Source organism: Vibrio sp. 10N.286.49.E11 (assembly GCF_041469505.1).
In the GTDB taxonomy this organism is placed as follows: Bacteria; Pseudomonadota; Gammaproteobacteria; order Enterobacterales; family Vibrionaceae; genus Vibrio; species Vibrio crassostreae_C.
The window spans coordinates 16879-33215 of sequence record NZ_JBFRKQ010000052.1 but is presented as its reverse complement, the minus strand read 5'-3'; the positions used below and the strand labels follow the sequence as shown (position 1 = coordinate 33215).

The window sequence follows — 16337 nt, the reverse complement described above, 5'->3', positions numbered from 1 at the left end:
AGTATTTATCAATAAAATGTATTTGACCTTCTTCTATAGTAAATGACTACAATTATGAATCTTTTAAAAACTAGCCTAGCGCTTGCCATCAGTTTGGTTGCAACGTCTTCTATGGCAAACAGCTTGGATCAAGCTCAATCAATTCAAAACAAGACCAATAACGCGTCGGCTTCGAGCCAAAAGGTTATTGATAAAAGCTCACAAGCGACTTTAATGCTGCAAGCTGAGATTGAGCGTCTGCAAGAAGAAGTTAAAAACCTAGAAATCTATCACGATCACCTTGCTGCATTAGTTGAGAGCCAAAACCAAGAAGCTCAAAGCATTGAAGAGCAGATCGAAGAAATCAAATACACACGCCAAGGTGTTGTGCCATTGATGTATCAAATGATCGATGGTCTTGAACAGTTGGTAGAGAAAGACGTGCCGATTAAGAAAGAACAGCGTCTAGAAAGAGTAGAAAAGCTACAAGCAATGATGACTCGTGCTGATGTGAGTGATGCTGAGAAGTATCGTCGTATCCTGGAAGCTTACCAAATCGAGATGGACTACGGCATCAAGCTCGGTGCTTACCAAGGCCGCGTTGCATTGAGCAACGACAGAACGATTGAAGCTGACGTGTTGCACCTAGGTCGTATCTCTTTGGTGGCTCGTAACCTAAATGGCAGCCAATATTGGTCTTGGAATCAAACACAAAATCAGTGGCAAGAGCTAGATTCTTCAATGAAATCTGAGCTAGATAAAGCTTACGACATTGCAAGCCAACAAGCGGCGCCAAGCCTAATTACTTTACCTGTTTCTTTAACTGTTGCGGAGGTTAAGTAATGAACTTAAAGCCATTAGCAGCATTGCTTTGCATTACATCACTTTCATTTTCAGCTTTCTCTGCATCAGATACGACGGCTCAGCTAGTTAATAAAGCAAAATCAGAGAGTCGAACTCAAGCTTCTCACAACGTAGTGCGTGAAGCTGATTTCAAAAAGACAGAACAAGAACTGAAAGCGATCAAAGCTCAGCTTGAAGCGAAGCGTACGTCTATCCAAGGTGCGACAGATGTTCTGACTCAAACGTTCAGTGATAACGAAAACAAGCTTGCTCGCTTAGAAGAGAAGCTGCGTTTAGAAACCGGTAGCTTAGGCGAGCTGTTCGGTGTCGTTCGTCAAAACGCAAAAGAACTCGGCGCAGAGCTTAGCTCAACCGTGAATAGTGTTGATCGTGCTGAACACACTGCAACTGTTGATCAAATCATTGATGCTAAATCACTGCCTTCAATGCCACAGCTGACCGGTTTGTGGATGAGCATGGTTGAACAGATCCAAGCGAGTTCTGAGCTTAGCAAATCTCAAATTGCATTCATTAATGGTGAAGGCAATACAAACAAGGTTGACGCTTACCGACTAGGTTCGATTGGTCTTGTGACAGAGCAAGGCTATGTTAGCTGGAACACTCAGCGTGAAGATGCGATCGCTTACCTTAAGCAACCACAAAATGGTCCAACGTTAGCGTCACTTTCTTCGTTAGCGAATGGTGAAGTATCTAACGTGGTTGTCGATCCTTCTCGCGGGTTTATGCTAGAGCAATTAGCACTTACGCCAAGTTTAACTGACCGTCTACAAGCGGGTGGTGTGGTTGGTAAAGTGATTCTTGGCCTACTAGCTATTGGTCTAATCATCGCATTAGTTCGTGGTGTCTCTCTTGCTATCGCACGCCAGAAAATTCGCGCGCAACTTAAGAACCCTGAGCAAGCGGGTGATAACCCACTAGGTCGTGTTCTTGCGATGTACAACAAGGAACAAAACCAAACGGTTGAAGCGTTAGAGTTGCGACTTTTAGAAGCGGTAGTTGATGAGCAGACTCACCTAGAGAAAGGTCTATCGATGCTTAAGCTATTGGCGGCACTAGCACCAATGTTGGGCCTTTTAGGTACAGTAACCGGCATGATCGAAACATTCCAAGTGATCACTCAGTTTGGTAATGGCGACCCTAAAGTTATGGCGGGTGGTATCTCGATGGCGCTTGTAACTACGGTACTTGGTCTGGTTGCGGCAATGCCTCTTCTACTGGCACACAACATTCTTAGCACTCAAGCAGAAAACATTCGCAATATTCTTGAGAAGCAAGGTATTGGTCTTGTTGCTGAGCAGGCTGAAAAGACCGTTGAATCAAACGCTGTTGTTTCACCAGTTGGGACTGCTGCGTAATGGATATTTTGTCGGGTTCTCTATTACCAGCGAGTTGGTTAACGAGTGACTGGCTGCTGTCTTTATCAAGCTTTATGGAGCAGGGCGGTTTCGTCCTGTGGTGGCTAGCGGCTGTCGTCCTAGTGTATTGGGTGCTTGTGGTAGAACGTGTGCTTTATCTTGCGTTCTACTTTCCTAAGCAACGCCAAGCTTGGATAGCGAAATGGCATGAAAGAGAAGATCACTCTTCTTGGCATGCCAAAGCCATTCGTGAAGGTTGGTTAGGGCAAGCGAGTATCTTGCTTAACCAAAACTTGAATTTTATTAAGCTGTTAGTCGCTATTTGCCCGATGTTGGGCTTGCTAGGCACTGTAACCGGTATGATCTCTGTTTTTGATGTTATGGCGACACAAGGCAGCAGTGACCCTAAATTGATGGCTTCAGGTATCTCGTTAGCAACACTGCCAACCATGGCAGGCATGGTTGCAGCGTTAGCGGGCATGTTCGTTCACGCTCGCTTAGCGAAAGTATGTAACCGCTTAGAATTGAAATTAGAAAAATCTTTAAGGAGTCAACGATGAGACTCGGTCGACGTCATTCTAAAAACGAAGAGGCTCAAATAGACCTTACTTCGATGCTTGATATTGTCTTTATCATGCTTATTTTCTTTATTGTGACCAGTTCATTTGTTCGTGAATCAGGGGTGGAAGTCAATCGCCCACAAGCTTCTAACGTAGTAAGCCAAAAGGATGCAGGCATCTTTGTTGCGATTACTTCTGCAAACGACATTTTCATCGACAAGCGTGTCGTAGATGTTGAACGTGTCCAAGCGACGTTAGAGCACTTGTTGCTAGAACAACCTGATGCTTCTTTGGTTATTCAAGCGGATGAACACGCTTACAACGGCACTGTTGTTAAAGTGATGGATGCTGCGAAAGGTGCTGGTGTTAAAAACATTGCGCTTGCTGCTGATAAGCGATGATCTTGGAGGATCTTCATAAATGATTCGCCTATTTCTTGCTTTACCGCTAGCGGGTGCGTTGGGCTTAGCGCTGTTTTCTTTCATGGCTTGGATGGTCGATAATGGCCACCAACGTTCACCAGACGATAGCGAGACGTTAAGTTTCAACATGGTGATGGTGGAACAAGAACAAGAAGTTCAAAGAAGACAACGTGCAGTTCCGGAAAAACCAGAAATGCCAGAGCCGCCACCGGAAGCGCAAACATCTCAGTCACAAGCTGAAGTTACGCCTCTGAATTCGATGTCTTCTCTGCCTTCATTGGATTTGAATACATCCATTGATGGCCTAGCGATTAACGCACCGACATTCTCTGATTTTGGGTCAAACCAACAGGCTATGCCTTTGTATCGAGTAGAACCTCGTTACCCTGCGAAAGCGCTTAAGCGTGGAGCTGAAGGCCATGTGATTATGTCTTTTACTATCGATGAAACGGGACGTCCAATTGACATTCAAGTCACTGACGCAAACCCACGTCGTATGTTTGAACGTGAAGCGATGAGAGCACTTAAAAAATGGAAATATCAACCGAAAGTCGTCGATGGAAAAGCGATAGCTCAGGTTGGTCAAACCGTGAAACTAGAGTTTAAGTTGGCAAAATGATGAAACATATATGGATATTAGTGGGCTTGTTGTTAATGCCCCTTACAACACAGGCACAAGAGCTAACCCAATATACTGCTATTCGTGTTCAAAAGGCGCATAAGCTTGCTCAAGATGAACAGGTTAAACAGGCCATTGACGTACTAGCAGGTTTAGAGCTTTCTAAGGGCTACGACAAAGCGTACGTAGCTCGTATGCTAGGTGTTTTTTACTGGCAAGATGGCAAAACCGATAAGGCGATTAAGCAGCTTACATACGCCGTCGATACCAATTTGCTGGTGGATGAACAAGCTTGGATAACGAAGCGTATGCTTGCGGATCTGTTATTAAACGATCAACAGTTCAAAAACGCGCTTCCACATTACTACGAGTTAGTAAAAACAGCGCCAGAGGCAGAAAAGAAAGACGTGCTTTGGATGCGAATTGCACAAGCGGAATACCAAATCGAAAACTGGTCGAAAGTCCTAGTGGCCATCGGTAATCACGACAAGTTCAATTCAAAACCAGAGTTATCACCTCTATCGCTAAAACTGGGCGCACAGCTTCAGTTAAAGCAGTGGAAACAGTCGATTCCTACACTGGAAAGCTTGATTGAACTTCAACCCGAGAAAGATAACTGGTGGCGTCAACTGGTTGGTATTCAACTTAGGTTAGATCGTAATCGTGATGCATTGAACACGTTAGCACTGGCTGATCTACAAGGTGTTGAGCTGAAGAACTCAGATCGCCGCTTGTTAGCGCAGCTTTACGCGAAACGTGGCATTCCAGAGCGCGCAGCACAAGAAATTAGTAAGTTAGATGATGCGAACAGCGATGTTCAACTTCTGGCTGAGCAAGCAACCTACTGGCAGTTAGCGAAAGAGTGGGACAGTGCTATTGAAGTGTGGACGTTAGCGTCTAGAAAAGACACGCAATATCATTGGAATGTGGCTCAGTTACTGGTTCAACAAGGTTACTACGATCGTGCTCTGGTTGTTTTGGATAAAGTGAAAGACAAGAACAAGCAAGCTGATGTTGCTTTAGCGAAAGTACGTTCATGGTACAAGCTAAAGAATCTTGATAATGCTCTTGCTCAAGCGAAACGTGCGAACAACATTGAGCCTTCTTCTGAGGCAAAAGGTTGGATTAAATATCTGACTCAGCTAAGAACAGTGAGTGATAACGGCAACGTCTAACTGCGAATAGCACAACAGAAGACAAGAGAAAGTAATATAGAGAAAAGGGTGTCATTTGATGGTTCAAATGACACCCTTTTTAATTTTGGCGGTTAAAGCTTTTTGAACTTTATCGTTCCAATGCGGCAGTTAAGGCTCGCACATCGTGCCGCTGGACGTAGCACTTTGAATCACGCCGCTGGTATCAGCAACCCAATTAATGGTGCAGTCACGATAAGGGTTTTTGAATGCGTGTACTGTATAACCATTGTCTAACGGTTTCTTGGTTTCAATCCAAGCATAGTTTCGAGACGCCCAAAAACTGATAGGGCGTGACCGTTCGGTGAGATAACGTTCTTGTACATCGGTTATGTCTGAACCGATGTATTCTTGAATATGTTCTTCCGTGCTGATTATTTGGCTGGTGCACGCCGTCACTAGCGCAGCAAAAGCCAAAACAAAAATACGCATTTCAAATCCTTTTAAGCTTCATTAGCTATCATCAAACCAGTGATCAAATAGTCCCAACTTTCTATCCTTAAAGCTACGACTGTTACCTTAAACCCATCTCAATCAAGCATGTTGAGATTGAGCTTTTTTGAGCTTTGACCCTGTTATCAATAACCTCTAATAAAACGAATCAAATCCCTTTAGTACACGTTAGCAAGAATATGCATACAGTTCGATTACTTCCCATGTAATGTTATGTAAATTTCCTTACGCCACTCGGCAAACGTAAACAATGTAAATTGAATGCCAATACGAATGATTATCAACTAAATTGTCGTCATAAAATTTATAGGTATTGGTTTGTATGTCGTTAAAAAGTAGGGCGGTTCAGTCATGGGCTCGTCGACTTCATGTTTATATTTCTATGGCGCTTCTGTTCGTGGTTCTTTTTTTCTCAGTAACCGGTATCACCCTGAACCGACCTGAGTTATTTGAATCAAGCCAACCCAATATCCAACGCTCTACGCTAACGCTTCCTACAAGTTTATTTACGGTTCAAGACGGACGTTTAAAAGCTGACGAGACAGCCTTTGAAACGTTTCTGTTCGAAGAAGCCAACCTCTCCGGCGTTCCTTCTGGTTTGGACATCTATGCAGAGATTGAAGATGGTGAGTTGCTCATCGGTGAGGTATCTATGGACTTCAAAGGACCCGGCTACAACGCTTCCGTTTTTGTTGACGTTACGTCTGAGTTTGTAGAAGTCGAAACCACTAATTACGGCGTTATCGCATTGTTGAACGATCTGCATAAAGGTCGTAACAGCGGTGAAGTATGGAAATGGTTTATCGATATCACTGCGCTATTGATGATCTTCTTTGTGCTTACTGGCGTGTGCTTACTGTTACCTAAGAAAAAGACGCTTAATACTTCCATCAAATGGACGGTGTTTGGGTCTGCAATCTCATTGGTTATCTATTTTGTCGCCGTGCCTTAACGCTTGATTCGATTGATGAATCGGATTGAAGAGCGAACTTAAGGTTAAACGGATTTAAAAGGTTGTTAAAAATGAAAAAAATGAACTGGAGCAAGGCGCTTCTTGCTTTATCTCTTTTGCCAAGCCTAGGTATGGCACAAGCGATTCCTGATACGGCAAAACTGGATGTCAGCTTTGAGCTTCCAAAGATTGATACCTCTATGTATGCACGTCCTTATGTGGCGGTGTGGGTAGAGAATAGCGAACGAAAGTCAGTGAAAACCATCGAGCTTTGGGTCGGTAAAGACGAATGGCTTAAGGATCTGCGCAGCTGGTGGAGAAAGGTTGGCCGTTACGATCGTGAACTGGTTGATGCTGTGACGTCTGCAACACGTCCTGCTGGCCAGTACCGTTTCGTGTGGGATGGTAAGAGCGACAGCGGTGAAACGTTAGAACAAGGCGAGTACACGGTTCATATCGAAGTGGTTCGTGAACACGGTGGCCGTAATTACCTTCGCCAAAAAGTATCACTCGCAGATTCAAACATATCTTACGAATTAAAAGCAACGGAAGAGACGGGTGAAATCACCCTGAACTACATCGCTAAATAGTAAGTGCGAACAGTAACTAGTAAGTGCGAACAGTAACTAGTAAGTACGAACTAAAACCAAGCTGAACAGAATAGACAGTGGTCATCGTAGGCTCAGATAGAGCGACACGGCTAACAATTATAAATAATGGAATTGAACATGATGAAACAGACAAAAATCAAAGCACTTGCTCTAGCGGGTGTGATGGCATTCGGCCTAGCAGCAACGACAACGGCACAAGCTCACCCACGTTGGATTTTGCCATCTCACTTTACTGTATCTAAAGAAGGTGGTGATTGGCTAACGTTCGATGTTACTGCGTCTCACGGTACGTTTGTTTTTGATAAGCCTGCTGGCAGCGAAAATGCTCATGTCATCATGCCAGATGGCCGCAGCGAGCGTCCTAACTTCGTTATTCGTGGCAAGCGTCGTTCAATCTTCGACTTCTATTTTGAAGAAGAAGGTACACACAAAGTGGCGATCAACAACCAGCCGTCTTACTACACGCAATACAAAGCGGGTCGCCGTGACACGGTGAAGTGGATTAAAGCAAACAAAGCTGAGCGTGACTCAGTTCTGCCTGAAAAATCACGTGACGTGGTAACGCAGATCAGCTTCACTCGTGCAGAAAGCTACATCACGGTAGGTAAGCCAACGGATTCAGTGTTCAAAATTGAAGGCAAGCTTCTAGAAATGAAGCCTGTGACACACCCTTCAGATATCGTTGAAGGCGAACCTGTGACATTCCAGTTCTTCTACAACGGTGAAATCCAGAAAGACGTGAAAGCGGAGATTACTCGTGAAGGTACGCTTTACCGCAACCACCAAGAGCAGATTGATGTGGTGAGTGATGAGAACGGTGAAATCACGTTTACTCCAGACGTAGCAGGTCGTTACGTAATGAAAGCGAACTACAAAGGTGAGTTGATTGACAACCCACTGGCAGACAAAGCAAGCGCGAACGTTCACCTAACGTTCGAAGCGCTGCTTCAATAGTCTGTGATATCGGGGCTAGATCCCTGATTAAGAATCAAAAAAACTTAAGGGCTCATTTGAGCCCTTTATCGCTCAGTTTACTTCTGAGAATTTGCACTGTGGCTAGGGTACGAACCATGACAATAAAAACAAAACTTAACGCTTTAATGACTCCTTGCTTAGCATTGGGACTTGGTTTCGCTGCATTACCTGCGCAAGCACACTTTCCACTGATGAGCTGCTGGTTTGAAGGTAAGACTGTTGCTTGTGAAGCGGGTTATTCGGATGGCAGCAAAGCGATTGATTACGCAGTTGAGATGTACGATTACGAAGACAACTTGATTGCAAAAGAGATGACAGATAAACGTTCTATCGTTGAATTCCCACATCCTGACACTGAGTTCTACCTTGTGTTCGATTCAGGTCATGAGTTTCCAGTTGAAGTTGATGTTGTAGAGATCAGTGAAGAATGATGATTCAAAGCGTACGTGCTGATACGGGCGGCAGAGAGGGCAAATGGGTAGGACTGATCATTGTGTTCATCCTTTGCTTTGCAACTGTCGCAATCCCATTTCATCAGGCTGAATCCCACGTTAAAGCAGTGCTTGATCATCAAATTCTAGTGACTGATGTTGAACAAGAAAACTTGGCGATGCTATCAGAGCTGCGTTTAGCGCATGAAGAAATCCGTGACCTGCGCATGGACTCAGATGGTGAATGGCCGAGTGTTGCATCACTTAAAGATGAATGGGTTGCCCCGTTTGTAGAAGATCAGAGTTGGAAGCGCAAAGGTTCTCATGCTTGGGTACTGGACGAGCGTGGTTATTACTTTTCTACTCCAAGTGAACAAGCTACGCCTACCGATCATGGTTTTGCGGATTCCTTTATTTTAAATGCGAACAGCGTTTCTCCTGAAATCTGGATCTTCTTGGGCGGTGTAGCGAAACAGCCCGCTACTTTTGACCAACACACGCTAGAGTCTACGGGTTGGAAAATGGTCGTGAACGAATCAGAAATTGAACAGCATCATGAAAGCGATGCTCACTAATAATAAGAGAATTACTATGCGAATTATGACTCTGTTCATGTCGTTATTAGCGGTGTTCATGGCACCCAATGCATTGGCAAAAGAATATAAGATCGACAGCAACAAGCTGACGATTGGTATCACGCTTCAACCTTACTACAGCTACGTAAAAGCAGTAGTAGGCGACAAAGTGAACATCCTTCCTTTGGTTGATGCCGGCTTTAATCCGCATAACTACTTGCCACAACCGAACGACTTGAAGAGATTGAGCCAGATGGACGCCATCGTGGTAAACGGTATTGGTCACGATGACTTCGCGCTTAAAGTGATTTCAGCCGCGCAACGTGATGACCTAGTCGTGATCGAAGCAAACAAAGAAGTGCCTCTACTTCCTGCTCTTGGTCAGTCTGTTGGTCAAGGTGCCGTTAATCCACATACCTTTGTTGGGCTTTCGACAACAATTCAAAAGGTTTACACCATCGCGAGTGAGGTCTCTAAGCTCGACCCTGACAACGCGGCTTTTTATCGTAAGAATGCACGTAAATACGCAAAGCAATTTCGCTTTATGAAGCGCGATGCGATGTTGTCATTAGGTGAGTTAGATACTTCAGGTATGAAGGTGGCGACCACGCACAATGCGTATGGCTACATCCTTCAAGAATTTGGTGTGGATGTTGCGGCGGTGATTGAGCCTGCACACGGTGTTGAGCCAAGTGCTAGCCAATTGCAAGAGACGATCGAGAAGATCCGCGCATCAGGCATTGATGTTCTGTTCTACGAGCTAAACATGCCAAACCGTTTTGTTGACACCATTGAAGCGGAAACAGGCGTTCAGCTTTACCGTTTTTCTCACATGACGCACGGCGAATATGAAGACGATAAAGTCGAAGTTGAGATGAAGAAGAACCTAGAGACGTTAATCGAAGCTATGAAATTTGCGGCGGCGAACCAAGCTAAAAGCGGGAACGCATAATGTTAGGTCCATCAATCTCAATTAATAAACTCGGTCTGCAATACGATAACAACGTAATTCTTGATGATATCTCGCTCGAACTTAAAGCGGGTGAATGTCATGTGATCATGGGGCCAAACGGCGGCGGTAAAACTTCATTATTGCGCTCTGTGCTTGGCCTTACGCCTTTCTCTGGTCAAATCAATATCCACTGGCCAGAAAAGCCGAGTATTGGTTACGTACCTCAAAAAGCGACGTTCGAGTCGAGCTTACCTTTGACGGTAATGGACTTCGTACTGCTCAATCAAACGCGAATACCGTTGTTTTGGCGTCGTAAATCTAAGCAGCTGGATTTTGCTCTCGCGCAGTTAGATCGCGTTGGTATGGCGACACGTAGCGACCGCCGCATGGGGCAGTTATCCGGTGGTGAGCAGCAACGTGTGTTGTTTGCCCAAGCATTGTTGGATAACCCAAGCCTACTGGTGTTGGATGAACCAACGACCGGTATGGACGAGCAGGGCGTTCGTTATCTTGAATCGTTAATTCGTGAATGTGTTAGTGAAGGTCGTACGATCCTTGCGGTACACCACGATGTCACGGCAGTGCGTCGACTCGAAGCGAACGTACATGTTGTGAATCGATTCTTGGTTGATAGTGGACCACACGAAGAAGTCTTACACCCAAGTAAAATAGAGAGCCTATTCCAGCACTACAGCAGTGGCTCTGCCATGACTAAATCTCAGGAGGTTGCGTAATGGATTGGTTACGACAACTTGCCATTAGTGGTGTTGAAGCGGGCTGGTTATCAGACAGCTTCATGTATGCCTTCATGGTCAATGCTCTTGTTGCAGCGTTATTGCTTGGCCCTCTGTTAGGTGGTCTTGGTACCTTGGTGATTGCCAAGCGTTTAGCTTTCTTCTCTGAGGCAGTTGGTCATGCAGCGTTAACCGGTATCGCCATTGGCGTTTTGCTTGGCGAACCACCAGAAAACCCAATCATTGGCCTGTTTAGCTTCTGTATGATCTTCGCTCTGCTTCTTCACTTTGTAAGAAACAGAACCAACGTACCATACGATACCTTAGTTGGTGTATTTCTAGCGCTAGCACTAGCGGTCGGCGCGGCATTACTGATGTACGTTGCTCGTAAGATCAACATCCACATGCTTGAAAATGTACTGTTTGGCTCGATTCTTACGGTAACAGACCAAGACTTAGCGATTCTTGCAGGTAGCTGCGCGATCATCATCTTGCTCTTGATACCGACGTTCAACCGCATTCTCTTGACTTGTATCAGCCCTGATATTGCGAAGGTTCGCGGTTACAACACCAGCTTTTACGATTACTTGTTTGTCATGATGATCACCTTAGTGACAATTGCAGCCGTAAAGATCGTGGGCGCGGTTTTAGTGGGTGCGTTATTGCTGATTCCAGGTGCGACAGCTCGATTGTTGACTAAACGTATGGGGAGCTTTGTACTGCTGTCGGCATTACTCGCGACCATCGCGTGTTTGGTTGGAACAGTATTGCCTATGGAGCTCAAACTGCCAGTGCCATCGGGCGCGTCAATCATCATCGTTTCTGCAACGTTTTTCCTAGCAGCAACGCTATACCGAATTGTAAGAAAGGCGTAATCATGACTTGTTTAATGAATCGTATCGCTAGCTCAGTAAAAGCAGCGGCTCAAGTGAGTGTGCTGGGTAGTGTGTTAATGGCTGGTTCTGTGATGTCTTTGAACGTGAATGCAGAAGACATCCTAACCAGTACACCTGTGACTTATGCATTGGCGACAGAGCTAACCAAAGGCACGGACATTACGACTGAATACCTGCCACCCAAGCGTTACGGTATTGATCGTCTGCCGAATTGGTTTGGTACCAAGGGTGCGAGTAAAGTGCTTCAATCGGGTGAAAAGGCGACCGTTGCGGTAACGTTGTCATCGATCTGGCAAGCCGACCCTACGTTTGTATACGCAAGACAAAGCAATATCCGTTTAGTTGAGGTTGATGCCGCTCAAGCGATTACACCGCGTGCACAAGGCGTTGCTGCGCTTACATTGTCGAATGGTGATGTGTCTAAATACGCATGGTTAAACCCGACCAACTTAACACGTATGGCGGCGATTGTGGCTGACGACTTTAAGTTGTTGTGGCCTGCGCAAGCTGAAACGATTGATAGCAACTTACAACGTGTGATGTTGGATGTTCGTGAACTGATCAACAAGCAGCAAGCAGTATTGCTCGACAATGACGTAGATTCAGTATTGTTGCTTTCAGAAAGCTTGGAAGATTTCGCCTCTGGCAGCCAACTGTTTGTTGAAGAACGCATGTTCAAAGCTGAACTGGAATGGACAGAGCAGGACAAAGCCAAGCTTAAAGAGATGTTTTCGGAAGATGATGCTCTATGGTTAGTTACAGCGAAAAAGCCAAGCAACTTGATTAAATCATTGGTACCGAATGAGCGTATCTTGGTAGTGGATTCTGTTGATCGTTGGGGCAGAGCGGGAATCAACGCAAAAGCACCGTTTGCCCGTTGGGAAGTGCAGCCATTCAAAGGCTAACCAGCGCGATTAAAAATGGTAGGATCAAAAAAGCAGCCCAATTTGAGGCTGCTTTTTTGTTCTTGTCTGTTGGCTCTGAAAAGAGTGTCAGACAAGAGGACTGCGAGTATAAACTTACTCTGCAGCTTTTGTCTCTTCAGCTTCAACAGTTGCTTCTACTGAACCTTCAGCTTGCTCTTGAGCTGCTTTCGCTTGTTCTTCAGCTTCCATTTTTGCACGGTCAGCTTTAGAGATGTAGCGAGGCTTGTTGCTACTATGCAGTTTAGAATTCGCCTGTTTCTGCTTCTTTTTTAGAATTTGATTGATTTTTTTCTTACGGTTCATTGCTGCATAGCCTTGTATTTAGTTTAGGCGGAGGAGGATAATCATTTTAGCTCTAGAACTCAATATTTACATGGTATTCAGCAAGGAAAATATCACTATGCAGTCAGTCGAGACCGAACGTTTAAGATTAAGAATGATCACACCTCAAGATGCGGCGTTTATTCAACGACTATACAGCTCAGAAGATTTCCTGCGTTACATTGGTGATAAGGAAATCAACAACACTGAAAAGGCTGTCGAGTACATTGAAAACAACATTCTTAAGATGCATGAAGAGAAGGGTGTCTGTTTGTTGATGGTTGAAATCAAAGAAACTTCAACGCCAATTGGTATCTGCGGATTAATAAAAAGAGACACCTTAGCGTCGCATGATATTGGCTACGGGTTTGCTCCTGAGTTTTATGGTCAAGGCTTTGCCCAAGAAGCCGCGGAGGCGATAATTGAACAAGCTAAGCAGAATGCTGATATCGATCATTTAGTTGCCATCACTACCTCTGATAACATTCGAAGTATCACACTACTGACTAAGTTAGGCTTTGTGTTCGAGCGAGTTGAAGATGTGATAAGCGAAAGCGTTAATCTCAACCTGTACGGTTTCTCATTAGGTAATTAAAACATGTTCCAACATAACAATATTCTACAAGGTGAGCTCGCAACGGAGTACAAAACCGTTATTGCGATGGTGCACATCTATTGCAAAGATCACCACGGTGAAGTTCGTCAGAATAACGCGTTATGTGAGGAGTGTGAGCAACTGTTGCGTTACGCCGAAACACGACTGGATAGATGTCCTTATGGCGAAGCAAAACCGACCTGTAATAAGTGTCCGATTCATTGCTATAAACCAGACCCGAAAGAGCAAATGCGATTGGTGATGCGCTATGCCGGGCCAAGAATGCTACTTAAGCATCCGATATTAGCGATTCGACATCTGATTCATGAGAAACGGAAAGTGCCTGAAAAGCCGTTGCCGAATGTGTCGAACCGCCATATCCGAATGAACAAGAAGTAAGTGGCGCTTTAAAGTAATTTCTAAAGAAATGCAAAAGGTCTGATTTCTCAGACCTTTTTTATGTAGATACGTTTTATCTAAGTTTGAATATAGCCAGGTAACTGAAACTTACGCCGCTTGAGGCTCGTCATAGGTCACTGTGAGGTTGTTGATCCAGCGTCGGCTTAGGTAACGATGAGAACAAATTGCCAGTTTCACCACTTCTTCCACCAACATCAAACCATAGATGTATTTAAAGTCCCATTCAGCGACAAACGCGCCGTAAACACATACAGGAATGCCCACCATCCACATCGCGATGAAATCCATGCGAAGGCAGAACGCATTATCACCACCAGCACGAATAATACCGTTAATGATCACCATGTTGAGCATGCGAATCACGACCGCAAAGCACATGATCATCATCGCAGGTGAAGCAAGCGGGTATAAAGCGTCTTTGGTCAGGTTTAGCCATGACAGAACGTGCTCTTTACCCATAAACAATAGCAAGCCTACAACCGCACCAAAACCAACCACGGCTTTGATGAACGTCAGACCCATACTCATAGCGTCATCAAACTCATCACGACCGAGTGAGTGACCAAGCAACACGGAACACGCTACAGAAATACCAAAGAATATCGAGTAACACAGCGACTCAAAAGGCGCGAGCATAGAGAACACAGCAAGTTCCGTTGTGCCCATGTGACCGAAGATCATTTGGTATGCCATAGTGCCCATTGCCCATAACACGGCATTCATCGTTAGTGGCAAAGCAATACGACGGTAAGACAACCATAATGACGGACGATGTGGTGAGCTAGGCGTGGTTAACAACCAGTGTTTACGCATGCGCATGTAGCCATACATCAAGCCAACTTGAATTGCGCGAGCGAGTGTCGTCGCCAGTGCTGCACCTGCTACGCCCATAGCGGGAATACCAAAGGCACCTTTGATTAGAACGAAGTTAAGTGCAATGTTGAGTGCAATGGTCACCGCGCCTAATAGTAGTGGGGTTACGGTGTCACCTGATGAGCGCATACTTGCTTCTACTACGACAACAATGTGAGTCAGCAGTAGAACGGGAAAGCCATACCATAGGTAAGTCGCGCCAAGTTCAATCACGGTTTGATCTCTGGTTTGCAACATCATTAAAAACTGAGAACCAAGAGTGATGATTGCAGTAACAGGCAACAGAACTTTTAAGCCAAACATCATCGCGATAGATGATACTGTTCGCGCGCTTTTTCGGTCATTCTTTCCCCAGTATTGAGCGACTAATGTTCCATTTGCTGAGGCCAACCCTGCCATAATCATAATAGCAACGAAGTGCCATTTTGATGCAATTCCCACAGCCGCAGCTGCTTCCATACCATAATCACTGACCATTAATACGTCAGCAAGGGCAAGAATAGCGACAAGCGCACTTTGTAAAGCAACAGGTAAACCCAGTTTAACGATACGAGGTAAGATGCTCTCTGGCTTGTTATTCATAGATGAGTTAGGGTTGATGTTAGTTGTCATAAGCTCTCCGATTTATGGCAGAACTATAGTGATTTGAGCGAAGTAACAACATGTTTAAAAAACAACAAAACCTGTGCGAATCCGTCATTGATTCAATGAGACCAAAATCAACTTGGCATGATGATGTTTTTCTCGCTGAACAGTGCAAAGAACGTTTTTTGACCGTTGAAGATATTCCAGAGATGAAAAGCTTTGGTGTCTATATGGCCGGCATGGCGAAGCTATATGATGGCTACTGGGTTGAGCGCGAATCCGTTAATGTTCATACGTTGATTTTCACTATGGAAGGTGGCGGCATTCTAACAACCGCAACATCGGTCCAAGCGATTACACCTTATACACTCGTGGTGCTTCCTGCTGAAACCCCATTTCGTTTTGAACTCGATCCTCAATATAATTATTGGAAAATGGCGTGGATGCTGACGCCTGACACCAAGCAATGGCAGCACATAGCAAGTTTAGGACAGGGGATTGTGCCTTTTGGAGAGTGTGAGCAGATCTGGTCATTAATGAACTTGGTTTACTTTGAGATAGGCGGTAGAGCCAGTTACCGTAAGTTACTCTTGAGTGAAATTATCCGAACATTGACGGGGTTTGAGCCTAAGTCGACCAGCACCACTGCACGTGTTCAAGCGCTCTATAACGAAATTGAAAGTAGTCTGCATCAGCCATGGACAGTGGCAGGGATGGCTGAAAGAGTGTTTATCAGTGAAGAGCAACTCAATAGAGTCACCAAGACGCTATTCAACCTCTCACCACGCAGTAAATTGATTCAATTACGCATGGACAAAGCCACCAGTCTACTGAAATATCAAGATTGGTCAGTTTCTATGATTGCTAATCGCTTAGGCTACAAAGATCCTTATAACTTTTCGCATCGTTTCAAAAAGCATTTCGGTTTATCACCCAGTCAATATCGAAAGAGCCATCGACTTCTTGGTTAGCCTTGCACGATGAAATGAGAAGTGTGGGAGAAGAAGGTTACATATAGGCATGAGTTGAAAAGGGCCCTTCGCTTA

At 44.8% G+C, this 16337-nt stretch carries 21 protein-coding genes; 18 read left to right on the top strand and 3 right to left on the bottom strand.

The window, feature by feature from the left end; translation table 11 throughout:
• Window positions 1–54 precede the first annotated feature (54 nt).
• Genes AB4167_RS11880 through AB4167_RS11855 form a run of 6 tightly spaced genes read left to right on the top strand, consistent with a single transcriptional unit; the run spans window position 55 to window position 4974 of the window.
• Complete coding sequence (locus tag AB4167_RS11880; RefSeq protein ID WP_017062550.1) at window positions 55–822, top strand: DUF3450 domain-containing protein; 768 nt, start codon at window positions 55–57, stop codon at window positions 820–822.
• Window positions 822–2198 carry a MotA/TolQ/ExbB proton channel family protein gene (locus AB4167_RS11875; protein WP_017062549.1) on the top strand — a complete coding sequence of 459 codons (1377 nt, stop codon included), beginning with the start codon at window positions 822–824 and terminating at the stop codon, window positions 2196–2198. Before AB4167_RS11880 ends, AB4167_RS11875 begins: the two co-directional genes overlap by 1 nt.
• Complete coding sequence (locus AB4167_RS11870; RefSeq protein ID WP_010429842.1) at window positions 2198–2758, top strand: MotA/TolQ/ExbB proton channel family protein; 561 nt, start codon at window positions 2198–2200, stop codon at window positions 2756–2758. The genes AB4167_RS11875 and AB4167_RS11870 overlap by 1 nt, the downstream gene beginning before the upstream one ends.
• Window positions 2755–3159, top strand: a complete 405-nt coding sequence (locus AB4167_RS11865; protein WP_004739212.1) for a biopolymer transporter ExbD — start codon at window positions 2755–2757, stop codon at window positions 3157–3159. Before AB4167_RS11870 ends, AB4167_RS11865 begins: the two co-directional genes overlap by 4 nt.
• 19 nt (window positions 3160–3178) lie before the next feature.
• Entirely contained in the window at window positions 3179–3799 is a 621-nt protein-coding gene (locus AB4167_RS11860) for an energy transducer TonB (protein WP_008219721.1), read from the top strand.
• Window positions 3796–4974, top strand: a complete 1179-nt coding sequence (locus AB4167_RS11855; protein ID WP_102320786.1) for a lipopolysaccharide assembly protein LapB — start codon at window positions 3796–3798, stop codon at window positions 4972–4974. Before AB4167_RS11860 ends, AB4167_RS11855 begins: the two co-directional genes overlap by 4 nt.
• A 129-nt stretch (window positions 4975–5103) precedes the next feature.
• Here the strand turns inward: AB4167_RS11855 and AB4167_RS11850 are convergent, their stop codons facing one another.
• Entirely contained in the window at window positions 5104–5424 is a 321-nt protein-coding gene (locus AB4167_RS11850; protein WP_017067850.1) for a hypothetical protein, read from the bottom strand.
• A 343-nt stretch (window positions 5425–5767) separates the two neighbouring features.
• On the opposite strand from AB4167_RS11850, the gene AB4167_RS11845 reads away from it, so the two are divergent.
• The 9 genes from AB4167_RS11845 to AB4167_RS11805 all read left to right on the top strand — a co-directional run bounded on the left by AB4167_RS11845 (window position 5768) and on the right by AB4167_RS11805 (window position 12476).
• Window positions 5768–6397: a PepSY-associated TM helix domain-containing protein gene (locus AB4167_RS11845; protein WP_017062546.1), complete on the top strand. Its 630-nt coding sequence runs from the start codon at window positions 5768–5770 to the stop codon at window positions 6395–6397.
• Window positions 6398–6468: 71 nt separating this feature from the next.
• A complete protein-coding gene (locus AB4167_RS11840; RefSeq protein ID WP_017062545.1) occupies window positions 6469–6987 on the top strand; it encodes a DUF2271 domain-containing protein in 519 nt (172 codons plus the stop codon).
• 138 nt (window positions 6988–7125) lie between these two features.
• Window positions 7126–7962, top strand: a complete 837-nt coding sequence (locus AB4167_RS11835) for a DUF4198 domain-containing protein (RefSeq protein ID WP_017062544.1) — start codon at window positions 7126–7128, stop codon at window positions 7960–7962.
• A gap of 116 nt (window positions 7963–8078) precedes the next feature.
• Window positions 8079–8414, top strand: coding sequence for a hypothetical protein (locus AB4167_RS11830; protein ID WP_102320787.1), 336 nt, complete (start codon window positions 8079–8081; stop codon window positions 8412–8414).
• The gene (locus AB4167_RS11825; protein WP_029235381.1) at window positions 8411–8989 is read left to right on the top strand and encodes a DUF6162 family protein; all 579 of its coding nucleotides are present in this window, start codon (window positions 8411–8413) and stop codon (window positions 8987–8989) included. Before AB4167_RS11830 ends, AB4167_RS11825 begins: the two co-directional genes overlap by 4 nt.
• A 16-nt stretch (window positions 8990–9005) precedes the next feature.
• Window positions 9006–9941 (top strand): metal ABC transporter solute-binding protein, Zn/Mn family, encoded by a 936-nt coding sequence (locus AB4167_RS11820; protein ID WP_017062541.1) that lies wholly within the window; start codon window positions 9006–9008, stop codon window positions 9939–9941.
• Window positions 9941–10675: a metal ABC transporter ATP-binding protein gene (locus AB4167_RS11815; RefSeq protein ID WP_372136568.1), complete on the top strand. Its 735-nt coding sequence runs from the start codon at window positions 9941–9943 to the stop codon at window positions 10673–10675. The genes AB4167_RS11820 and AB4167_RS11815 overlap by 1 nt, the downstream gene beginning before the upstream one ends.
• A complete protein-coding gene (locus tag AB4167_RS11810) occupies window positions 10675–11550 on the top strand; it encodes a metal ABC transporter permease (protein ID WP_065206162.1) in 876 nt (291 codons plus the stop codon). The genes AB4167_RS11815 and AB4167_RS11810 overlap by 1 nt, the downstream gene beginning before the upstream one ends.
• A gap of 2 nt (window positions 11551–11552) precedes the next feature.
• Complete coding sequence (locus AB4167_RS11805) at window positions 11553–12476, top strand: ABC transporter substrate-binding protein (protein ID WP_372136567.1); 924 nt, start codon at window positions 11553–11555, stop codon at window positions 12474–12476.
• Between the two features lie 114 nt (window positions 12477–12590).
• On the opposite strand, the gene AB4167_RS11800 is transcribed toward AB4167_RS11805, so the two are convergent.
• Window positions 12591–12800 carry a DUF2986 domain-containing protein gene (locus AB4167_RS11800; RefSeq protein ID WP_017060973.1) on the bottom strand — a complete coding sequence of 70 codons (210 nt, stop codon included), beginning with the start codon at window positions 12798–12800 and terminating at the stop codon, window positions 12591–12593.
• Between the two features lie 97 nt (window positions 12801–12897).
• Between AB4167_RS11800 and AB4167_RS11795 the strand changes: the two genes are divergently transcribed.
• Both AB4167_RS11795 and AB4167_RS11790 read left to right on the top strand, forming a co-directional pair.
• Window positions 12898–13413 carry a GNAT family N-acetyltransferase gene (locus AB4167_RS11795; RefSeq protein ID WP_136978234.1) on the top strand — a complete coding sequence of 172 codons (516 nt, stop codon included), beginning with the start codon at window positions 12898–12900 and terminating at the stop codon, window positions 13411–13413.
• A gap of 3 nt (window positions 13414–13416) precedes the next feature.
• Window positions 13417–13812: a nitrous oxide-stimulated promoter family protein gene (locus AB4167_RS11790; RefSeq protein ID WP_017060975.1), complete on the top strand. Its 396-nt coding sequence runs from the start codon at window positions 13417–13419 to the stop codon at window positions 13810–13812.
• A gap of 108 nt (window positions 13813–13920) precedes the next feature.
• On the opposite strand, the gene AB4167_RS11785 is transcribed toward AB4167_RS11790, so the two are convergent.
• Window positions 13921–15318: an MATE family efflux transporter gene (locus AB4167_RS11785; RefSeq protein ID WP_372136566.1), complete on the bottom strand. Its 1398-nt coding sequence runs from the start codon at window positions 15316–15318 to the stop codon at window positions 13921–13923.
• A 50-nt stretch (window positions 15319–15368) separates the two neighbouring features.
• On the opposite strand from AB4167_RS11785, the gene AB4167_RS11780 reads away from it, so the two are divergent.
• Window positions 15369–16262, top strand: a complete 894-nt coding sequence (locus tag AB4167_RS11780) for a helix-turn-helix domain-containing protein (RefSeq protein WP_372136565.1) — start codon at window positions 15369–15371, stop codon at window positions 16260–16262.
• Window positions 16263–16337: the final 75 nt, after the last annotated feature.